General features: G+C 70.0%; 17 protein-coding genes, 1 tRNA gene and 2 pseudogenes. 9 read left to right on the forward strand and 11 right to left on the reverse strand.

The features are described from left to right. The 3 genes from ACWEQO_RS17620 to ACWEQO_RS17630 form a co-directional block, all read right to left on the reverse strand. The coding region (locus ACWEQO_RS17620; protein WP_452984019.1) for a hypothetical protein at positions 1-411 on the reverse strand (411 nt) is incomplete at its 3' end. A 506-nt stretch (positions 412-917) separates the two neighbouring features. Continuing rightward, entirely contained in the window at positions 918-1,418 is a 501-nt protein-coding gene (locus ACWEQO_RS17625; RefSeq protein ID WP_452984021.1) for a hypothetical protein, read from the reverse strand. A gap of 622 nt (positions 1,419-2,040) precedes the next feature. Continuing rightward, positions 2,041-2,328 carry an anti-sigma factor family protein gene (locus ACWEQO_RS17630; RefSeq protein ID WP_452984023.1) on the reverse strand — a complete coding sequence of 96 codons (288 nt, stop codon included), beginning with the start codon at positions 2,326-2,328 and terminating at the stop codon, positions 2,041-2,043. Positions 2,329-2,569: 241 nt separating this feature from the next. Here ACWEQO_RS17630 and ACWEQO_RS17635 point away from each other — a divergent pair. Beyond that, positions 2,570-2,815 (forward strand): annotated as a pseudogene (locus tag ACWEQO_RS17635) (ATP-binding protein); the annotation flags it as partial. A 478-nt stretch (positions 2,816-3,293) separates the two neighbouring features. Here ACWEQO_RS17635 and ACWEQO_RS17640 read toward each other — a convergent pair. Together ACWEQO_RS17640 and ACWEQO_RS17645 are read right to left on the reverse strand one after the other, a co-directional pair. Further along, positions 3,294-4,316, reverse strand: a complete 1,023-nt coding sequence (locus tag ACWEQO_RS17640) for an MBL fold metallo-hydrolase (RefSeq protein ID WP_452984025.1) — start codon at positions 4,314-4,316, stop codon at positions 3,294-3,296. 83 nt (positions 4,317-4,399) lie between these two features. Continuing rightward, positions 4,400-5,329, reverse strand: a complete 930-nt coding sequence (locus tag ACWEQO_RS17645) for a serine hydrolase (RefSeq protein ID WP_452984027.1) — start codon at positions 5,327-5,329, stop codon at positions 4,400-4,402. Positions 5,330-6,021: 692 nt separating this feature from the next. On the opposite strand from ACWEQO_RS17645, the gene ACWEQO_RS17650 reads away from it, so the two are divergent. Then, positions 6,022-6,990 (forward strand): LysR family transcriptional regulator, encoded by a 969-nt coding sequence (locus ACWEQO_RS17650; RefSeq protein ID WP_361454630.1) that lies wholly within the window; start codon positions 6,022-6,024, stop codon positions 6,988-6,990. A 65-nt stretch (positions 6,991-7,055) separates the two neighbouring features. Here ACWEQO_RS17650 and ACWEQO_RS17655 read toward each other — a convergent pair. From ACWEQO_RS17655 to ACWEQO_RS17665, 3 genes and pseudogenes are all read right to left on the reverse strand, one after another. Then, positions 7,056-7,196, reverse strand: a pseudogene (locus ACWEQO_RS17655) (phosphorothioated DNA-binding restriction endonuclease); the annotation flags it as partial. Between the two features lie 48 nt (positions 7,197-7,244). After that, complete coding sequence (locus ACWEQO_RS17660) at positions 7,245-8,078, reverse strand: PIG-L family deacetylase (RefSeq protein WP_452984029.1); 834 nt, start codon at positions 8,076-8,078, stop codon at positions 7,245-7,247. A 288-nt stretch (positions 8,079-8,366) separates the two neighbouring features. Continuing rightward, positions 8,367-8,720 carry a hypothetical protein gene (locus ACWEQO_RS17665; protein ID WP_452984031.1) on the reverse strand — a complete coding sequence of 118 codons (354 nt, stop codon included), beginning with the start codon at positions 8,718-8,720 and terminating at the stop codon, positions 8,367-8,369. 183 nt (positions 8,721-8,903) lie between these two features. On the opposite strand from ACWEQO_RS17665, the gene ACWEQO_RS17670 reads away from it, so the two are divergent. The 3 genes from ACWEQO_RS17670 (at position 8,904) to ACWEQO_RS17680 (ending at position 11,240) form a co-directional block, all read left to right on the forward strand. After that, complete coding sequence (locus ACWEQO_RS17670; protein ID WP_452984207.1) at positions 8,904-10,106, forward strand: HsdM family class I SAM-dependent methyltransferase; 1,203 nt, start codon at positions 8,904-8,906, stop codon at positions 10,104-10,106. Between the two features lie 412 nt (positions 10,107-10,518). Continuing rightward, entirely contained in the window at positions 10,519-10,905 is a 387-nt protein-coding gene (locus ACWEQO_RS17675) for a type II toxin-antitoxin system RelE/ParE family toxin (RefSeq protein WP_452984033.1), read from the forward strand. Beyond that, complete coding sequence (locus ACWEQO_RS17680; RefSeq protein ID WP_452984035.1) at positions 10,902-11,240, forward strand: XRE family transcriptional regulator; 339 nt, start codon at positions 10,902-10,904, stop codon at positions 11,238-11,240. The genes ACWEQO_RS17675 and ACWEQO_RS17680 overlap by 4 nt, the downstream gene beginning before the upstream one ends. A 132-nt stretch (positions 11,241-11,372) precedes the next feature. Here the strand turns inward: ACWEQO_RS17680 and ACWEQO_RS17685 are convergent. Further along, positions 11,373-11,446, reverse strand: a tRNA-Gly gene (locus tag ACWEQO_RS17685). Between the two features lie 532 nt (positions 11,447-11,978). Between ACWEQO_RS17685 and dcd the strand changes: the two genes are divergently transcribed. Both dcd and ACWEQO_RS17695 read left to right on the forward strand, forming a co-directional pair. Then, entirely contained in the window at positions 11,979-12,554 is a 576-nt protein-coding gene (gene dcd, locus ACWEQO_RS17690; protein ID WP_109377139.1) for a dCTP deaminase, read from the forward strand. Between the two features lie 2 nt (positions 12,555-12,556). Then, positions 12,557-13,081, forward strand: coding sequence for a phosphoribosyltransferase (locus ACWEQO_RS17695; protein ID WP_452984037.1), 525 nt, complete (start codon positions 12,557-12,559; stop codon positions 13,079-13,081). Between the two features lie 228 nt (positions 13,082-13,309). On the opposite strand, the gene ACWEQO_RS17700 is transcribed toward ACWEQO_RS17695, so the two are convergent. Together ACWEQO_RS17700 and ACWEQO_RS17705 are read right to left on the reverse strand one after the other, a co-directional pair. Continuing rightward, positions 13,310-14,401 (reverse strand): Yip1 family protein, encoded by a 1,092-nt coding sequence (locus ACWEQO_RS17700; RefSeq protein ID WP_361454642.1) that lies wholly within the window; start codon positions 14,399-14,401, stop codon positions 13,310-13,312. A 138-nt stretch (positions 14,402-14,539) separates the two neighbouring features. Beyond that, the gene (locus ACWEQO_RS17705) at positions 14,540-16,822 is read right to left on the reverse strand and encodes a heterodisulfide reductase-related iron-sulfur binding cluster (RefSeq protein WP_452984040.1); all 2,283 of its coding nucleotides are present in this window, start codon (positions 16,820-16,822) and stop codon (positions 14,540-14,542) included. A gap of 451 nt (positions 16,823-17,273) precedes the next feature. On the opposite strand from ACWEQO_RS17705, the gene dnaK reads away from it, so the two are divergent. Both dnaK and grpE read left to right on the forward strand, forming a co-directional pair. Beyond that, a complete protein-coding gene (gene dnaK, locus ACWEQO_RS17710) occupies positions 17,274-19,118 on the forward strand; it encodes a molecular chaperone DnaK (protein WP_361454648.1) in 1,845 nt (614 codons plus the stop codon). Further along, positions 19,115-19,786: a nucleotide exchange factor GrpE gene (grpE, locus tag ACWEQO_RS17715; RefSeq protein ID WP_452984042.1), complete on the forward strand. Its 672-nt coding sequence runs from the start codon at positions 19,115-19,117 to the stop codon at positions 19,784-19,786. Before dnaK ends, grpE begins: the two co-directional genes overlap by 4 nt. Positions 19,787-19,858 lie beyond the last annotated feature (72 nt).

Genomic DNA, 19,858 nt, shown 5'->3' on the forward strand with positions numbered 1-19,858 from the left:
GTTGTCGCAGGTGGCTCCGCGGAAGACCTCGACGGTCCGCTTGCTGTCGTTGCGGATGTTCAGGCTGCGGGAGCCCAGGCCGCTCACGATGGTGATGCAGTCGCCCGGGTGGGCCGAGTAGGAACGCTCGTTGATGTGGATCCGGCCTTCGAAGCCTCGGCCTTCGTGGTCCTTGTCCCCGTAGTCCTTGTCCTCGTAGTCCTTGTCCTTGCCTTCGTTGCCCTTGCTTTCGTTGTCCTTGCCGGAGTCGCCGCCCAGGGGGGCCGCGGCGGGGGCGGCCGCCTGCTGGACTGCCGGGGCGGCCTGGGCCGGTTCGTAGGCGGACGCCGAGGCGTAGGTGATGCCGGTGGCAGCCAGGGCCGCGGCGGCCGCGACGGCCGCGGTGACGACGGTGGAACGAGTGGTCCTCACGTGCTTCTCCTGATCTCGGGGAATCGGCCGGTCAGCCGACTTGTGATGAACGTACTGACAGCTCCTCACATCTGTCATATCGGGACATGAGGGGAAGTCGGCAGATTGACTCCGATCAGGTCACAAAGGGCGCTCGTGTGACGTGTCATGGCGTGCTGACGTGTAATCAGATTGCTTTTTCTGTAGTGGACTTGACGCGGCGATACGCTGTCCGGGGGACTTTTCCGACACCTGCTCACCCTCAGGCGCGGCGTGTCGTTCGTTGACACATCGGGTCGAACCGGTATTTCCGTCGTGCCGCCGGGTGACGGGCGGGGCGCTCGAGCGCGTGGGCAGGCCCGTGACGTGATGTGTTGCCGTCCGCAGAGCGACGTTCCCCCGGAACGTCTCGATGAAGGCGAAGACCTGACGTCGGCCTCAGGCGGGCATCACTGCGCACCTGAGGCCGGACGGCGGGTCCATGCGAGTGTCCTGGAGGCGTGTCCGCCGCCCGCAGCGGGCTCTGTTCACGGTGATGTGGGCGGCTCGTCCGGCGGACCGGAACCCGGGTCGTCGGGCCGGAGGCGGGGTGCCATCGACCTCGCCTCCTGGACGAGGTGGCCCGGCCGTACCGGGGCGGGCCCGCTCAGAGCCACGGCGGCCATGACGACGATGATGCCCTGGATGACCAACGAGCAGACGCCCAGGGGTTCCAGCCAGTTGCCGTAGTCGGCCTCGTCGGTGGGAATGGGCGTGGCACGGGTGACGATGTAGCCGGCGGTGGTCAGCAACGCGGTGAGTCCTCCCACGACCCAGCCCAGCCGCGGTCCGCGGGTCAAAAGGAGAAGGGCGCTCACAGTGGCGCCGACCGCGGTGGCGATGAAACCGCCGATGAGGAAGGGTACGTCCGCGTCGGTGACCTCATAGACGTGGATCCCGGCATCGGCCAGGAGAAGAGCTCCGGCCACAACGCGCGCCCCGCCGTGCTCCGCACGGCCGTGCGGGGTGGAGGCAGGACTGTCCAACATGATCCATCCCGTGCTCGATTTCTGGTCAACAGGTCCCACGCGCCACCGCGCGAGCAGGCCAGGGACATGATGCCTGTCGCCGCGGGCCGATCGCGGGCACACGGGGTGGCGTGTCCGATGCCGGGCCCCTTCGTGCTTCTCTGCTCACCCATCCGCTCCCTTCACCGGCATCTGCACCGGTCCGAGCGGACGGCGTGGACATCCCGCCATCCACGTCGTCGACGGCGGGCGGCATGCCGGTGTGGACCTCGGCGGGCGGCCGCAGAGGCCGCCCGCCGACCTCCTCACCGAAGCCTTCAGCATCAGACCCGCCGCCCCACGCCCGAGCCGACCCTGATCGCCCGGCAGTGCTGCCGGCTGCTCCGGCCGGGTCGCCGGCCGCTCGTCGCGCCTCCCGGCCACCCGTGAGAAGGGCGGCCACCGCCCGTCGCGGCAGCCCGAAGAGGCGTCGGGGCCCGGCGGCGGGCATGGGCGGGATTCCTCCCGGTCGTGTCCGCCGCCGGGGTCCGCCGCCGGAGACCGCCGGCGGCGTTTGCCGAGGCGCGCCGGCGAGTTTCCGCACCGGCGAGCCGGCGAGCCCCCGCACCGGCGAGCCCCCGCACCGGCGCGCCCGGGCGGTCACTCACCCGACGCGGGCCAGCCGGCTCACCCACTGGGCCAGCGTGAGCGAGGCGGCCGGGGCCCCGCGGGCCGCGTGCCGGCCCCGTCGGCCGGGCTCGTCTGCCAGGGCCCGGCGCAGACCGGACAGGTGCGCGGCCACGGCCGCGAGGCAGTCATGCTCCTCCCGGCAGCCGGGGCAGCCCGCCAGGTGGGCACGGACCGCGCTCGCCTCGCCGGGGTCCAGGACGTTGAGGGCGTGTCCTTCGAGCAGGTCGCCGATGGTGCGGCAATCCCGGGCGGCAGTGAACATGGCGGGTCCCTTCGTGCGGGGGCGAACCTCACCCCGTCGACGGGGCCGGTGCACGGCCCCGTTTCCTGCCCCCACCATCGCCCGGACACGACCCCCGGCACGTCGTCCCCGCGCAGCAATTCCCGGCTACCACGGCCGCGGTATCCGGCGCACCGGCCTTCAGCCGGTCACCGGGGGCGGGGCGCCGGCGTCGGACTGACCACGCCGCGCTGGTAGGCGATGACCACCAGCCGGGCCCGGTCACGGGCGGTCGGACGAGGCGTGGGCCGTGCGGGTCGAGTGGTTCCGGGAGGGGACCTCGCTGCGTGTGGAGGTGCACAGCCCGGGATGCCCGGCGCGTGTGCGCCTCCGCCGGCCGAAGGCCGACGACGCGCACGGACGCGGGCTGCTCCTGGTCGACTCCCTCGCCGCCTCCTGGCGCTTCGGCCCGAGTCGGTTCGGGGGGACGGCCGTCTCCTTCGTGATGGCGGACGCCTGGCCGGCCTGAGAGGGCTTGGGTGGCGGACGGCACGGGAAGACGGTGTGGCCCGCCCGGCGTCGTCGTCGCGCATGCCTGACCGGCGCGACCGGGGAAGCGGGCGACGAGCCTTCCGACGCGGATCCGGCACGCGCCGGCCGACCACCGCACAGCGGAAAGGACCGGGTCTTCGACCTGGGCCTTCCTCATGGAGCGGGTGACGAGAACCGCACTTGCGCTCTCAGCTCGGGAAGCGATGGCGCTTCCAGGGGTTCAGCGGTTCTGACCTGTCCCCATATCTCTTCTTGGTGCGGTCGCTCGGGCCGGATCGCGCCGCTGTCGACCGTGGTTGTCCGCTCTTACGGGCACGCTGTGGGCACGGCGCCGCGAAGTTGAAGTTGAGGAGCACGGTGTCGGTGTGGCCCCCCACAGTGCTTGGGGCATCTCGGCTCGCAGACCGGCTGAGCGGTGCCGTTGCAACTGTACGCATGCATGGCGTACCGGCCTGCTATCCCCCTGCGGGGCGCATGTCGCTGCCGTACACGGTCCGGTAGTCCGGAAGGACGACTCGCGCTGCCGGGGACACCTTCTCGACCTGGGCGAGGAACGCGTCCAGATCCATCGCCGGATCCCGTACGGGTGAACCGCTCAGAGGTACTTCGAAGTTGTCCCAGTGGACGGGTACGACGACGCCGGGGGTGTCCAGCGCACGCAGCAGTCGGGGCACGTAGCGGGGAGTGACCGTGCTGGAGGGCACGGCGATCATCGCGAGGTCGGGGGACAGGCCACGCACTGCCCGCTCGGAGAAGTCACTGGCTCCCATGAGGAACGCCGACGGGCCGCCGGCCCCGGCGGTCACCTGGAAGGCGAGCGTGTCGCCCTCGGGCAGGTCCGCGATGGTGCTCGGGACCGTCGTGGGCGGGGCGTTCAGCGTGCCTGGGGCGAAGTAGGAGAACTTTTTGTTGCGGCTGTGCAGGCTCGGCACGACCTCGACGGTGATCCCCCCGAAGTCCAGCACCTCGCCGCCCTTCACCACGGAGATCTGTCCCGCGTCCACCCCCAGGGAGACCAGCAGGTGGTACGTGGTCTCGGTGCCGACCACGCGGGCGCCGGTGGTCCTGGCGATGTGAGGCACGTCGGCGAGGTGGTCCCAGTGGGAGTGGCTGACCAGGACGAGTTCGGGGCGGCCGATGTGCGCGTCCACGATCTCCGGCCGGGTCCGCAGGGGGGTCCGCGGGTCGAAAACGCCGTTGAACAGGCCCGTGGGGAAGCGGGTGAGATACGGATCGAAGAGTACGGTCCGGTCACCCACGTCGATACGCCAGCCGGCGGTGCCGAGCCAGCGGAACGACGCCGAACCGGCGGCCGGGCCACCGCCTCGGCCGCCGTCCCCGGCCGAGGCGGTGGCGGTCGTGGCCGGGATCAGCGGGGAGGCCGCGCCGAGCGCGGCGCCGCGCAGCACCGTACGACGGTCGAGCCCGCGGTTGGAGGGTACGTCCGACCTGTCCGTGACATGTGTGTTCCGGGTCATGGCGTCAGGAGATCAGGGCGTGAACTCCCTTGTCCAAGACCAGAATTCGGCTCGAGTGATACGCGAACGCATATGTGGCCTGGTCACCGGCCGTCGCCGCTTTCCCGGAGGAAGCCGACCGCGATTCCTGCGGCTCCCCCTATCGCGGTGTCCACCGTGGGGCGGGAGGCGGCCAGGTCGTGGGTGTGGGCGAAGACGGCGATCGCGTAGTGCGCGCCGTCGGGGTAGCGGGCGACGCCCGCCTCCATGTGCAGCCCCGGCAGGGTTCCGGTTTTGGCCGCGACCGTGACGTCGTCCGGGAAGCCCGACACCAGACGGTGCCGGAATACTTGGCGCCCCATCAAGTCCCTTACGAACGCGCAGGCTTCCGGCGGGCCGGCGGCATTGCTCCAGATGAGCTGGAGCAACCGGGTGATTTCGCGGGGTGTGCTCGCCGTGGTGTGGCGGGGGTCCAGTACGGCCAGCCGTCTCTTGCGGTCATCCGGCAGGGCGGGGTAGCGGACGGCGAACTCGCGCTCGTCGCGCGCCCCGACCTCCGCGAGCATCGACTCCAGCAGGTCGCGCGGGCCGCCCACGATCCGGGTCCGTTCCAGCCCGAGCTCCTTCGCGAGCAGTCGTACGGTGTCCAGGCCGACGCGGGCCAGCAACAGGTCGGCCGCCGTGTTGTCACTGACCGACATCGCGAAGTGGGCCAGGTCGCGCAGTGACAGTTCGACGTCGTCCAGACAGCCGGCAGTGCCCCAGCCGCCGAGCCGGTCGGCCGCGGTCACCCGCACCCGCTCCCGAGGGTCGAGCTGGCCGGCGACAACCTGCCGGGCGAACTCCAGTGCCAGCAGCACCTTGAAGATCGAGGCGATCACGACGGGGGCGTCGGCGCCCACGGCGACTTCACGGGCACCCGGCTCCGCGCCGGCCTCCCCAGCGGCCCCCGCGCGCACGTGAATGGGGAGGACGTGCAGCTGCCCTTCGGCGCCCGCACCGGCGAAGACCTGCCGGATCCGTTCCTCGATCACTGTTTACCCCTTGCCGTCGATTCGTTCCGATCATCGGATTGTGGTCGGCCTGACCAGCCAGGTGTTGTCCGGACGATCACGGGAGTCCTCAGTGATCGACGAGTACGGCGGATGACGTTCCTACCGCCAGGCTCTCGCCCCCTGACTTTCTCCCGGGCGACGACGCCTGCCGGGAGGTGGGGTGCGGTACGTGGTGACGGAGGTGTTCACAGCCTTGAGTTCGGCTGGAGCGGTGAGCAGGAGGAATCGAGCTGCTCACCGGGTGGGTCCGTCCCCTGGGAACGAGTCGACGTCCTGCTCGGAGTGCCCCGGCTCCCGGACCGCCGGAGCTCTTCATGAACGGAGCCGGAGGACCAGGGGTGCTCCGGCGGACGCTCCCAGGTGTCGTCGGCCGACCACAGCCGGTGCTTTTGTGCGGGGTCCTCCACGGTGCGCACCGATGGGGAGGACCCCGCCGTTGTCCCTGGCGCACCCAGGTGCGGGATCCTGTCGATCACCTACCGGTGCTTCCTCCACCTGCCACGACGGCCGTTACCGACGGGCAGGAATGGCCGCTGCCGCTCCCACCCGGCATTCGTCGGATCGCCCGTCCCACGTCTGCGGCAACGCCTTGGGGCACAGGGCAGCCACATGATCGGGCGAACAAATCATCATGGAGCCCCCTCACAGCGGCCTCGCGTACGATCCTGACCGTGGATCTCTTGCGCCACCTGCGTCTTTTCGTCACCGTGGCCGACGAGCTGCACTTCAGTCGGGCCGCCGAGCGGCTGGGCATGGCGCAGCCGCCGCTCAGCCAGGCGATACGTCGGCTGGAGAAGGAGCTCGGTGCAGAGCTGTTCGACCGCTCGCAGCGCGGCGTCCAGTTGAGCGCCGCCGGGGCGGCACTGCTGGAGGAGGCCCACGAACTCCTCGTCCGGGAGGAGAGGCTGCGCGCGCTGGCCCGCCGTGCCACCGACGGCAGCCTCGGCACACTCCGCGCTGGCGTACCGCCCGACACCACGGCCGCCGTGCTGTCCGCACTGCTGACCGCCTGCGCGGAGCACGCTCCGGGGCTCTCCGTCGACCTGCAGGAGGTCACCACCGAGGAACAGGTGCGGCTGCTCTCCTCCGGCGGGCTGGACGTCGGGCTCGTGCACCACCCCGTCGACGCCACCGAACTGCGACTCGGCCCCGAGATCTTGCTGGACCTGGGCATCGTCCTGCCGCGTACCTCGCCGCTGGTCCAGATGCCGGAGGTGTCGCTCGGTGAGCTCTCGGGCCACGACCTGGTGCTCTTCCCGCGGGCACACGCACCCGGCTGGTACGACCGGATCCTCGACGTGTGCCGCACCGAAGGCTTCGTACCCGGCCGGCTTCGGCACGCGTCCAACCCGGAGTTCCTGCTCGCCCTCGTGACGGCGGGCCGCGGAGTCGCCTTCGACCAGGGGCCGGTGGCCCGCAAGGAGCCCCGCGTCGCCTGGCGGCCACTGGCCGACCGCCCTCTCACCCTGCGCATCAGCGGCGCCTGGCCCGTCGGTCGCGGAGCCCACCCGGCCGCCCGTCGCTTCGCGGAACTCGCGGCCGACGTCCTGGCCCGCGACCACACGGCAACCCCGAGACGCGAGGACGTCCCACGCCTCCCGGACGATTCCCCCCGCCCCTGGTCGGTGGTCTACGGCTAGGTGTGCTGTTGCGCCGCACGAGGCACTGACGTCCAGAGGATGAGCCAGGGGCGGTGGCGGATCCGTCAGGCCGGCGCGGCAGGGCGCGGGGCACCCCGGAAGACCTGGCGGGTGTGCCGTGCGCGGTGGCCGGCCGCGGCACAGCGTGCGCCCGGCTGCGGGCCGACGAGCGGACGGCCCGCGAGTGCCGCTCGACTGCGCCGTGCGGTGTCGGCGGCCGATGAGTCTTCCCGGCCGTCGGTCGGACGGGTGGATCAGCGCAGTCCGGCGAAGAGATCGTTCTCGGGTACGGCGGCGCCGGTGGCGTCCTGGACACGTACGAAGGTCTCCGTGCCCATCAACTCGCCGAACTTCTCCTTGCCCATCTTGAGGAAGAAGATGTTCTCGCCCTGACTGGCGTGCGCGGCCAGCGCATCGAACTTCTGGCCGCTGAACGCGGTGGTGTCCACCCAGGTGGTGATCTCCTCGTCAGGGAGGCCGATCTCGGCCATCGCGGCGGCCTCGGCAGGATCCGGCTCCGGCATGTCCTCATGGAACTCGCGCATGATCTCGCCGAACCGCTGCATCCCCGAGCGGGGCACCGTGGTCCAGTACACCTTCGGTGTCAGCGCGGTCATCTCCAGCGCCGCCATCGTGATGCGGTGGGCCTGGATGTGGTCGGGGTGGCCGTAGAAGCCGTTCTCGTCGTAGGTGACGACCACATCGGGTCGGTAGTGCCGCATGAGTTCCGCGAGTCGGGCGGCGCTTTCCTCGACGGGGGTCTGCCAGAAGGATCCGGGGGCGTCGTTGCTCGGCCAGCCCATCATCCCGGAGTCGGCGTAGTCCAGCATCTCCAGCTCGCTGACCTTCAGGACGTCACAGCTCGCCTCGAGTTCGCGACGGCGCATCAAGGCGACCGCCGCCGGATCATGCCCGGGATCACCCGGCTTGACGCCCCCCGGTCCGTCACCGCAACCGCCGTCGGTACACGTCACGAGAACGGTGCGGACGCCTTCCGCCGCGTACCGCGCGAGGACCCCTCCGGTTCCGGTGGCCTCGTCGTCGGGGTGGGCGTGTACTGCCATGAGCGTCAAGGGCCGGTCGGTCATGAAGCAGTCCTCCTGCAGAGATACGTCTTGGTCCCAGTGGCGTGGCGGGCGTACCGCGATTCCGGGGCCCGGATCCCGGTGGGGCGGACGACCTTGTGGTCTCCGTGTCCCCCGCCCGCGGTGCCGGTGCCTCGGTCGATGCAACAGCACCGCCCGGACCGGCTGTTCCCGGCACGGCCGCACGGCCCACACGTCGGCGTTTCAACGCGAACGGGATACAGACACGCCCCGCACATCTCAGCGCCACGTCGGCTCCGACTTCCGTCCGGCGCCGGCGCATGTGCTGCATCACCGCATCCTGCGGGGCCGATCGTCCCGGCTCGGGGCAGGCGAGACAGCACGCCGGCAGAGGGCGTGGTCGGGCGTCGTGGTGGCATCGGCGAGCAGGTCGGCCAGGCGGCGCAGCCGCCACACCGGCACGTCACCGATCGAGTCGGCGGTGCCCGGCTCCCGCCGTTCGGCAGCCCCCGCCGGATCGTGGCCGGCGCTCTCCGTGTCGGTGAGGGTGGCTGCGGGAGCCCGACGGCCTGGCTCGGTCAGGCGCCGGATCCGGCGGGCGACCGTTTCCGCCACGCAGCCGGAAGCGTTGCCCGTGAGCTTGCGGAGTTCCGTGTTGCGCCGGAACGGCGACCGCACCGACATGCGGAGCAGCTTGCTGCAACTGGAACCGCGGAGCTGGGACGACCTCACCACGGCAGTACGGACGGCGGCAGGCACGGGCGTTGGCGCATTCCAGCTCGTGTGGGAGTCGTTCAGCGCCCGGGAAGGGCTGCAGAGCTCGGAGTTCTGCAGCCCGGTGGGCCTGCCGCATTGGCCGCGGAACTCGTGCCGGCCCCGGGGCAGAAGGCGACGGTGCTGGACCCCTACACAAGGGGCGGAGAGATGCTGGCGGCTGCGTACCGGCACATCGGAGACGCACGCGGGACCGTGTACGGCGAGACTCTCGACGGTCGGCTGCAGGCGGTCGCGAGTCTGTACCTTCTGCACCTCGGCGTGCGGCCCAAGCTGACCAGCACCCGGTCCGACCGATGGCCGCCGAACCACGAGCACGGCGCTGCCGTCGTGCTGACGAACCCCCCGTTCAATATGAGCGACGCACCTGGTCCCGGGCGCCGGACGGGAAACTGGCCGTACGGACCACCGCCCCAGGGCAATGACAATTTCGCCTGGGTGCAGTACGTCCTCGGTGCGCTGGTACCCGGCGGCCGAGCAGTGATGGTCATGCCGGTGAAGGCAGGCAACTCGGTGAACACCGCCGAGCGCGAGATCCGCCGCGCCCTTGTCCGCAGGGGAGCCGTGGAACGCGTCATCACGCTGCCGTCGCATCTGTTCTCCGCGACACCCGTGCCGGTTTCCCTGTGGTTGCTGCGACGCACCGAGCATCCCGTGCGAGAAGACATCCTGTTCGTCGACGCCCAGGAGCTGGGGTTGAAGGTCCGGCGTCGGCGAGTGCTGCGGGACACGGACCGCGACGCGATCACGGCTGTGGTCCGCCCGTGGCTCGACGGAGAGCAGTGCCCAGACGGCGAGGAGTACGCGGTGAGTGCTCTCGACCGGGGCTTCTCGGCTGTCGTCGCGGCACGCGCGGAAGTCCTTGACGAGGAGTGTTCGCTGCGCCCCGCCGATTACCTGGGAGGCGGAAATCACGGTGCTGCTCCCGTTGCGGCCCAGCTGCGCGAAGCCAGTGACGCGGCAGCAAGGAGTACGGACATGCTTCGCCTGCTGGAGCAGCGGGCGGGGGGAACGAACAGCGGCTACCGCACGGGTCCGGGACCCGTCGACTGGAACGAGGCAGTTCTCGAGGACCTGTGCGAGATCCAGGCCGGTCCGTCGTACACCCGCCTACCAGCAGGGGAACGCACGGGAACGCACTGGCGTGAGGAGCAGTGGTTGGCCGGTCTCGACCAAGCGCCCGTGCCGTCCGCGTGCCCCATCTTCGAGTGCACGATGGTGCGGAACGCACCGAAGAGTCAGCGGCAAAACACAAACCCCAGGCCGCTGACCTGGGGTTTCACGTGGAGCGGGTGACGAGAATCGAACTCGCGCTCTCAGCTTGGGAAGCGACGGCGCCTGTCAGACCATGTTGCCTCTGACCTGGTCATACGTGGCTGATAGCGGGCCGTCGGCGTACCGGATCACGCCGTTGTTCACCGTGGCTGTCCGCTCTTACGGGCATGCTGTGGGCACGCTTCAGGGGCGCCGAGCCGCAAGCGGCGCTCGGCGGATCACGGCGAGCTCGGTGCCTTGTCGCGGGAGCGCCTTGGAGCCGACCATCGCAACCGCACAGGGCGGGCGCTTTCAGTCGCTGTGCGGTTCGGACGATTTCGGGGGGCGAGTCCGTGAACGGGTGCCGACGGGTTGGTCGGGTTCCCCCTGGACTGCCGTGGCGGCTTCCAGTCGCCGACCTTTTCGAGCCAGCCATGTTAACGCTTGCATTAACATGGGGCCCGGGGCTCAATGGGAAGTGGTTCTCGTCGCGGAGGTTGCGGCGTGGTTCGAGGCGCTGGCCGAGGAGGACTGGGACAGCGTCGAACATGTGGAAGACGCCATCGACATGCTGGTGGCCACGGGTCCGACGCTCGGTCGTCCGCTGGTCGACCGGATCAAGGGTGCCGGCAACCACCACTTGAAGGAGCTGAGACCGGGATCGTCCGGGAGCAGCGAGATCCGGATCCTCTTCGCTTTCGACCCGGTGCGTAGGGCGGTGCTGCTGGTGGCCGGCGACAAGGCCGGAAACTGGCAGCGCTGGTACGACGTCAACGTCCCGATCGCCGAGGAGCGCTACCGGGCGCATGTGACCGATCTCGAGACCAGGGAGTACGAATGAGCACGGTCGGCTGGGAGGAGACCAGGCGCAAGGCACGCGAGCGGCGCGAGGCCGCCGGGCTGCCGGTGCGTTCGGCTCAGGAGAAGCAGGCGGCCATGGACAGGCTGGTCGCGGAGGTGCGCGCCCACAAGCTCGCAGAGGTCCGACGTGAGCAGGCGCTGACCCAGCGCCAGGTCGCCGCATCCATGGGGGTCTCGGCACCTCGCGTCTCCGCGATCGAGCACGGCGAGCTGGACCGGGCCGAGGTGGCGACACTCCGAGCCTATGTGGAAGCGCTGGGCGGTCGGCTGCGGGTGGTCGCGGACTTCGGAGACGCGGAGTACACCGTCGCCTGAGCCGGCTGCCGTTCTTGACCCCCGGCATGGGCAGCTCTTCGGCACGCTCCAGAACCCGTGGAAGCACCCGCGCGGGTAGGGAAAGCCCTTGACGGCGAACAAGGCCCAGGTCTGTGACCTGGGCCTTTGTCGTGGAGCGGGTGACGAGAATCGAACTCGCGCTCTCAGCTTGGGAAGCTGATGTTCTACCATTAAACTACACCCGCGTGTTATCCGGGCCACGGGAATCGATCGGTGACCGGATGCTCGCTCACTCTACCCCATGGCAGGTCCCCGGTGTTTCGGCTCCCGGGGGCCTGATGGCGTTTCAAGGGCGGAAGTGGGTACGGGGGGCCGGAGTTGGGGCGTACGGTGGGGGTGCCGGTGAAGGGCTGGGCGGGGGCGGGGTGCCGCCTGGAGGGTTGTCTCTTTGATCCCGTAATGTGCCGTTCGGCGTCAGGGCAGGAAGCCAGGCGCGGCTCTTGGGGAAGGGACTCTTGGACTTGATGGAGCGCACCGTCGTCCGCTGTGCCGATGGGCACGTGTTTACCGCCGCCTCGTTCCCGATGCAGCAGGCCGAGCGACTCGGCCCCGGTCGGCTCTTGCGGTGTCCGCGCTGTGCGCGGCTCCGCAGCGTCGTTCCGGTCGCTCACCAGAAGAGGTAGCGAGGGCACGGGGGAGAGCCGGCAGGGACAGCAGGGCGTGGGCGCGTGGGGCGGCGATTGTGGCCGGTCCGCGCGCCTTGCGTATCCTCAGGGCGTGCTTCTCTCAGACAGGGACATCCGGGCCGAGATCGACGCCGGGCGGGTACGGATCGATCCCTACGACGAATCCATGGTGCAGCCGTCCAGCGTCGACGTGCGCCTCGACCGCTTCTTCCGGGTGTTCGAGAACCACCGGTACCCGCACATCGACCCGTCCGTCGAGCAGGCGGAGCTCACCCGGCTCGTGGAGCCGGAGGGGGACGAACCGTTCATCCTGCATCCGGGCGAGTTCGTGCTGGCCAGTACGTACGAGGTCATCTCGCTGCCCGACGACCTCGCGTCGCGGCTGGAGGGGAAGAGTTCGCTGGGGCGGCTCGGGCTGGTCACGCACTCGACCGCCGGGTTCATCGACCCCGGGTTCTCCGGGCACGTCACCCTGGAGCTGTCGAACCTCGCGACGCTGCCGATCAAGCTGTGGCCCGGGATGAAGATCGGCCAGCTGTGCCTGTTCCGGCTCAGCTCACCGGCCGAGGCCCCGTACGGCAGTGAGCGGTACGGCTCCCGGTACCAGGGGCAGCGCGGGCCCACGGCCTCGCGGGCCTTCCTCAACTTCCACCGCACCCAGGTGTAGGCATGGGCGGGCAGGAGAGCCGTCCGCGGCGGGAGAACCTCGGCTACGAGCAGTTCGGTGTGGCCGTGCGGGAGCTCGCGCAGGCCGTCGTGGACGACGGGTACCGGCCGGACGTCGTGCTCAGCATCGCGCGCGGCGGTGTCTTCGTCGCCGGCGGGCTCGCCTACGCCCTCGACTGCAAGAACATCCACCTGGTGAACGTCGAGTTCTACACCGGGGTGGGCACCACGCTCGAGATGCCGGTCATGCTCGCGCCCGTGCCCGACGTCGTCGACTTCACCGACAAGAAGGTGCTGATCGCCGACGACGTCGCCGACACCGGCAGGACGCTCAAGCTGGTGCGTGATTTCTGCCTCGACGCCGTCGCCGAGGTGCGCAGCGCCGTGATCTACGAGAAGTCGCAGTCGCTGGTGAAGTGCGAGTACGTCTGGAAGCGGACCGACGACTGGATCGACTTCCCGTGGAGCGTGCTGCCGCCGGTGCGCAGGGCGGGCGAGCCGGCCGGGCCCCCGGAAGAGGCGCCGTAGCCGCCTGGCGGACGGCCTGCCGGCGCTGGGGCCGGGGGCCGTGGTCAGTGGGCGGCGAGCACGCCCGCTGCGGCGAGGAGCCGTACGGGCAGGGGCGCGTCGTTCCACGGGACCGGCAGGCCAGCCCGGACACGCCATGCGCTCGGGCCGGGGGAGGAAAGCCGGGACGGAGAAGGGGCTCCCCGGACGGGAAGCCCCTTCATGCCGTGTCGCGTGTGCCGCCGGCTGTTACAGCGTGCCCAGCTTCACCAGGGAGAGCAGGGCCAGGAGCTGGATCGCGGACGCGCCCAGGGCCTTCGGCCAGGGGAGGTCGTGGGAGCGGCTGACCATCAGGGTGAGCAGCGCGCCGCCCGCGACCCAGGTGATCCAGCCGACGATCTGCACGAAGGTGGCGTCGCCGCTCGCGAACATCGCGAGGATCAGGCGGGGGGCGTCCGTGAGGGTCATGATCAGCATGGACAGGCCGACGGTGGGCTGCCAGGCGCCGTTGCCGCCGAGCTGGCGGGCCAGGGAGTGGGTGACCACGCCCAGGACGAGGAAGCTGATCACCATGGCCACACCGGTCATCAGCACGACGGGTATGGCGGTGGTGATGGTGGCGTCGATCGCCTCTTCGCGGGCGCCGTCGAAGCCGAAGATCGCCAGCAGGCCGTAGAGGAAGGTCACGGTGAGGGCGGGGCCCCACATCGTGTAGTCGCGCATCCTCAGGAAGGTCGGGTCGGGGGCGGTGACGATGCCCTTGAGCAGGGCCTTCCAGGGCAGGGGCGGACCGACCGGGCCGGGTACGGGCTCGGGGGCGCCGCCGTGGTGCGTCCCGCCGCCCTGCAGGTAGGGGTCGTCGCTGACCGAGAAGGCCTGGGTGTGGCCCGGGTTGTTGGCCGCGTACGGGTCGTGCGGGGCGTGGGGGGAGTGCGGGGCGTGCGGGCCGGGAGGGTAGGCGCCGCCGTCGCCGAAGTACTCGGGCTCGCCGTGGCGGCCGCCGGGGCCAGGGCGGTGGTGGCCGCCGTAGCCGCCCGGACCGCCCGGACCGCGGTTCACCTGTGGCCAGCCGCCGCCGGTGCCGCCGCCGCTGTGGCCGCCTCTGCCGTAGGGCGGCTGCTGGGGCGGGTACGGCTGAGGCGCCTGCGGGGAGCCGTACGACGGCCCCGGCGGCGTCTGCTGTCCGTACGGGGGTTGTTGCGGTCGCGCGTGAGGAGCGCCGTTGTTGTCCCGGCCGCGTCCGATCCTGAATCCAGCCACGTCAACGAACGTACCTGCTCCGGGGGTGTGGTGGGCCGGGCCGGGGGTTCTCGGGCCGCCTTTGCGGCCGAGATGTGACATCCCCTAAGGGGGAGTCAGCTCCGCTCTCCGTCCTGCGGAGGGGCAGTCTCCTCCGCAGGACGGAGCGTACGTGAACATGGCGAAGGGGCCGCCCTGTCGGACGGCCCCTTCGTGCCTGCGCGCGTACGTGCCTCGCGCCTACTTCACCGGCTCCGGCTCCGGGGCGTTCTCCGCCTCCGCCTCGTCCGTCGGGTCGAGCGGCGTCTTGACCGACTCCAGCAGCAGCTGGGCGACGTCGACGACCTGGACGGACTCCTTGGCCTTGCCGTCGTTCTTCTTGCCGTTGACCGAGTCGGTCAGCATGACCAGGCAGAACGGGCAGGCGGTGGAGACGATGTCCGGGTTCAGGGCGAGGGCCTCGTCGACGCGCTCGTCGTTGACGCGCTTGCCGATCCGCTCCTCCATCCACATCCGCGCGCCGCCGGCGCCGCAGCAGAAGCCGCGCTCCTTGTGGCGGTGCATCTCCTCGTTCCTGAGGCCCGGCACGTTGGCGATGATCTCGCGCGGCGGCGTGTAGATCTTGTTGTGCCGGCCCAGGTAGCACGGGTCGTGGTAGGTGATCAGGCCCTCGACCGGGGTCACCGGGATCAGCCTGCCCTCGTCGACCAGGTGCTGGAGCAGCTGGGTGTGGTGGATGACCTCGTAGTCGCCGCCGAGCTGCGGGTACTCGTTGCCGAGGGTGTTGAGGCAGTGCGGGCAGGTGGCGACGATCTTCTTCGCCGACTTCGGCTTCCGCGACTCGGCGGTGACGTTGCCCTCGTCGTCCGTCTCCTCGCCGAACGCCGTGTTCAGCGCGGAGACGTTCTCCATGCCGAGCTCCTGGAACAGGGGCTCGTTGCCCAGGCGGCGGGCGGAGTCACCGGTGCACTTCTCGTCGCCGCCCATGATCGCGAACTTGACGCCCGCGATGTGCAGCAGCTCGGCGAAGGCCTGGGTGGTCTTCTTGGCGCGGTCCTCCAGGGCGCCGGCGCAGCCGACCCAGTACAGGTACTCGACCTCGGACAGGTCCTCGATGTCCTTGCCGACGACCGGGACCTCGAAGTCGACCTCCTTGGTCCACTGAAGGCGCTGCTTCTTGGCCAGGCCCCAGGGGTTGCCCTTCTTCTCCAGGTTCTTGAGCATCGTGCCCGCCTCCGAGGGGAAGCTGGACTCGATCATGACCTGGTAGCGGCGCATGTCGACGATGTGGTCGACGTGCTCGATGTCGACCGGGCACTGCTCGACGCAGGCGCCGCAGGTGGTGCAGGACCACAGGACGTCCGGGTCGATGACGCCGTTCTCCTCCAGGGTGCCGACCAGCGGGCGCTCGGCCTCCGCCAGCGCCGCCGCGGGCACGTCCGCCAGCTGCTCGGCGGAGGCCTTCTCCTCGCCCTCCATGGTCTTGCCGCCGCCGGCCAGCAGGTAGGGGGCCTTGGCGTGCGCGTGGTCGCGCAGCGACATGATCAGCAGCTTGGGCGAGAGGGGCTTGCCGGTGTTCCAGGCGGGGCACTGCGACTGGCAGCGGCCGCACTCGGTGCAGGTGGAGAAGTCCAGCAGGCCCTTCCAGGAGAACTGCTCGACCTGGGAGACGCCGAAGACGTCGTCGTCACCGGGGTCGGTGAAGTCGATCGGCTTGCCGCCCGAGGTCATCGGCTGCAGGGCGCCCAGCGCGGTGCCGCCGTCGGCCTCGCGCTTGAACCAGATGTTCGGGAAGGCCAGGAAGCGGTGCCAGGCCACCCCCATGTTCGTGTTGAGCGAGACCACGATCATCCAGACGAACGAGGTCCCGATCTTGATCATGGCGGCCAGGTAGACCAGGTTCTGCAGCGTGCCGACGTCCAGGCCGTCGAAGGCGAGCACCAGCGGGTAGGAGGCGAAGTACGCCGCCTGGTAGCCGTCCACCTGGTGCAGGGCGCCCTCCAGGCCGCGCAGCACGTAGATGGCGAGGCCGATGGTGAGGATGACGTACTCGACGAAGTAGGCCTGGCCCATCTTCGAGCCGGTGAACCGGGACTTGCGCCCGGGGCGGCCGGGCAGGTTGAGCAGCCGGATCGCCATGAGCACCAGGATGCCCAGCACCGTCATCACGCCGATGAACTCGATGTACATCTCGAACGGCAGGAAGCCGCCGAGCACCGGCAGCGTCCAGTCGGCTTGGAAGAGCTGGCCGAACGCCTGGGCGAGGGTCGGCGGCAGCGTCAGGAAGCCGATGGCCACGAACCAGTGGGCGATGCCGACGACGCCCCACCGGTTCATGCGCGTGTGGCCGAGGAACTCCCGCACCAGGGTCACGCTGCGCTGGTAGGGGTTGTCGGTCCGGGTGCCGGCCGGGACCGGCTGGCCCAGCTTGAAGTGCCGGACGAACTGGCCGATCGCGCGTGCGAGCAGGGCAGCGCCGACCACGGCCAGGGCCAGCGACACGATGATCGCGGCGAGTTGCATGGGGGCTCCTCGGGCCTGCGAGGGTTTGGTCGGGGGGCTCCTGCCACGGGATTCCCGACATTACTAAGCGGTAACTTATGCAGTCCGTCTGAGACTACCCCTATCTCCGGCCGCACTGTAGTCGGGTACGGGGTGATCTGAGTCGCTGAGGGTTGCCTTGGGGGGCGCCCTGGAGGTGACCACGTCGCGCCCCATAAATCAGGGCATACGTCACTAACTTATATCCGTGCCGCACACTTGTGTCCGTAGGCCGTCCGCCCGAGGCTCCGTGCCCGCCCGCCGTGCCGCCGTTCCCGTGCGGGCGCCGATGATCCGGAGCGTGCGGGCCGGCCCTTCCTTGCGTGTAAGGAGCGGATAAGAGTTGAGTCTGATCGACTCAGCTCTGTTGACCCCGCGCCGGACCTCGGGCATGCTTGAGTCTGTTCCACTCAAGTCAGCTGGAGGAATCGAAATGGCACGTGCGGTCGGCATCGACCTGGGCACGACTAACTCCGTCGTCAGCGTTCTGGAGGGCGGTGAGCCCACCGTCATCACCAACGCTGAGGGCGCCAGGACCACGCCTTCCGTCGTCGCCTTCGCGAAGAACGGCGAGGTGCTGGTCGGTGAGGTGGCCAAGCGCCAGGCCGTGACCAACGTCGACAGGACCATCCGGTCGGTCAAGCGCCACATGGGCACCGACTGGAAGATCAACCTGGACGGCAAGGACTTCAACCCGCAGCAGATGAGCGCCTTCGTGCTCCAGAAGCTGAAGCGGGACGCCGAGGCATACCTGGGCGAGAAGGTGACCGACGCGGTCATCACCGTCCCGGCGTACTTCAACGACGCGGAGCGCCAGGCGACCAAGGAGGCCGGCGAGATCGCCGGTCTGAACGTGCTGCGCATCGTCAACGAGCCGACGGCCGCCGCCCTGGCGTACGGCCTCGACAAGGACGAGCAGGTCATCCTGGTCTTCGACCTCGGTGGCGGTACGTTCGACGTCTCGCTGCTGGAGATCGGCGACGGCGTCGTCGAGGTGAAGGCCACCAACGGTGACAACAACCTCGGTGGTGACGACTGGGACCAGCGCGTCGTCGACTACCTGGTCAAGCAGTTCCAGTCCGGGCACGGCGTGGACCTGGGCAAGGACAAGATGGCGCTCCAGCGCCTGCGTGAGGCCGCCGAGAAGGCCAAGATCGAGCTGTCCGCGTCCACCGAGACCACGATCAACCTCCCCTACATCACCGCCTCCGCCGAGGGCCCCCTGCACCTCGACGAGAAGCTGACCCGCGCCCAGTTCCAGCAGCTGACCGCGGACCTGCTGGAGCGCTGCAAGACGCCGTTCAACAACGTCGTCAAGGACGCCGGCATCGCGCTGTCCGAGATCGACCACGTCGTCCTCGTCGGTGGCTCCACCCGGATGCCCGCCGTCGCCGAGCTCGTCAAGGAGATGACCGGCGGCAAGGAGGCCAACAAGGGCGTCAACCCGGACGAGGTCGTCTCGATCGGCGCCGCGCTCCAGGCCGGTGTCCTCAAGGGCGAGGTCAAGGACGTCCTGCTGCTCGACGTCACCCCGCTGTCCCTCGGCATCGAGACCAAGGGCGGCATCATGACCAAGCTGATCGAGCGCAACACCACGATCCCGACGAAGCGCTCCGAGATCTTCACGACGGCCGAGGACAACCAGCCGTCGGTGCAGATCCAGGTCTACCAGGGCGAGCGCGAGATCGCGGCGTACAACAAGAAGCTCGGCATGTTCGAGCTGACCGGTCTGCCGCCGGCGCCGCGCGGCGTCCCGCAGATCGAGGTCTCCTTCGACATCGACGCCAACGGCATCATGCACGTCACGGCGAAGGACCTCGGCACCGGCAAGGAGCAGAAGATGACCGTCACCGGCGGCTCCTCGCTGCCGAAGGACGAGGTCGACCGCATGCGTGAGGAGGCCGAGCGGTACGCGGAGGAGGACCACCAGCGCCGCGAGGCCGCCGAGTCCCGCAACCAGGGCGAGCAGCTCGTCTACCAGACCGAGAAGTTCCTCGCGGACAACGCGGACAAGGTCCCCGGCGAGATCAAGACCGAGGTCGAGGGCGCCGTCGCCGAGCTGAAGGAGAAGCTCAAGGGCGAGGACAGCGCCGAGATCCGCACCGCCACGGAGAAGGTCGCGGCCGTCTCCCAGAAGCTGGGCCAGGCCATGTACGCCGACGCCCAGGCGGCCCAGGCCGCGGGCGGAGCCGACGCGGGTGCCGGCGGGGCCAGGGCGGACGACGACGTGGTCGACGCCGAGATCGTGGACGACGAACGTAAGGACGGTGCGGCGTGACCGAGGAGACCCCGGGCTTCGACGAGCAGTCGCAGCAGCCCGACGTCCCCTCAGGCGTTCCGGCCGATGACGCCGAGCCGAAGGCCGCCACCCCCTCCGCGGAGGAGGCGGCGGCCCCGGCCGGGGACTCGGGTCCCGATGCCGGACTGGTGGCCCAGCTGGACCAGGTGCGTACGGCGCTCGGTGAGCGCACCGCGGACCTCCAGCGGCTCCAGGCCGAGTATCAGAACTACCGCCGCCGGGTCGAGCGCGACCGGATCGCGGTCAAGGAGGTCGCCGTGGTGAACCTCATGACCGAGCTCCTGCCCGTGCTCGACGACGTCGGCCGCGCACGGGAGCACGGCGAACTGGTCGGCGGGTTCAAGTCCGTCGCCGAGTCGCTGGAGTCGACCGTGGCGAAGATGGGCCTGCAGCAGTTCGGCAAGGAGGGCGAGCCCTTCGACCCGACGATCCACGAGGCCCTGATGCACTCCTACGCCCCGGACGTCACCGAGACGACGTGCGTGGCGATCCTGCAGCCCGGGTACCGCATCGGTGAGCGCACCATCCGCCCCGCGCGGGTGGCCGTGGCCGAGCCGCAGCCGGGCGCTCAGCCGGGCAAGCCGGCCGAGGAGGAGACCGAGGCGGCCGCGGACGAAAAGGAGACCGGTGGCCCTCAGGAGGGCTGACGCCTCAGCGGGCGTGAGGAAGCCGGGGCGGGCCGGGCAGGCAGGACCTGCCGGGCCGCCCCGGCGGGTGAG

The sequence above is a fragment of the Streptomyces sp. NPDC004051 genome (assembly GCF_053604275.1).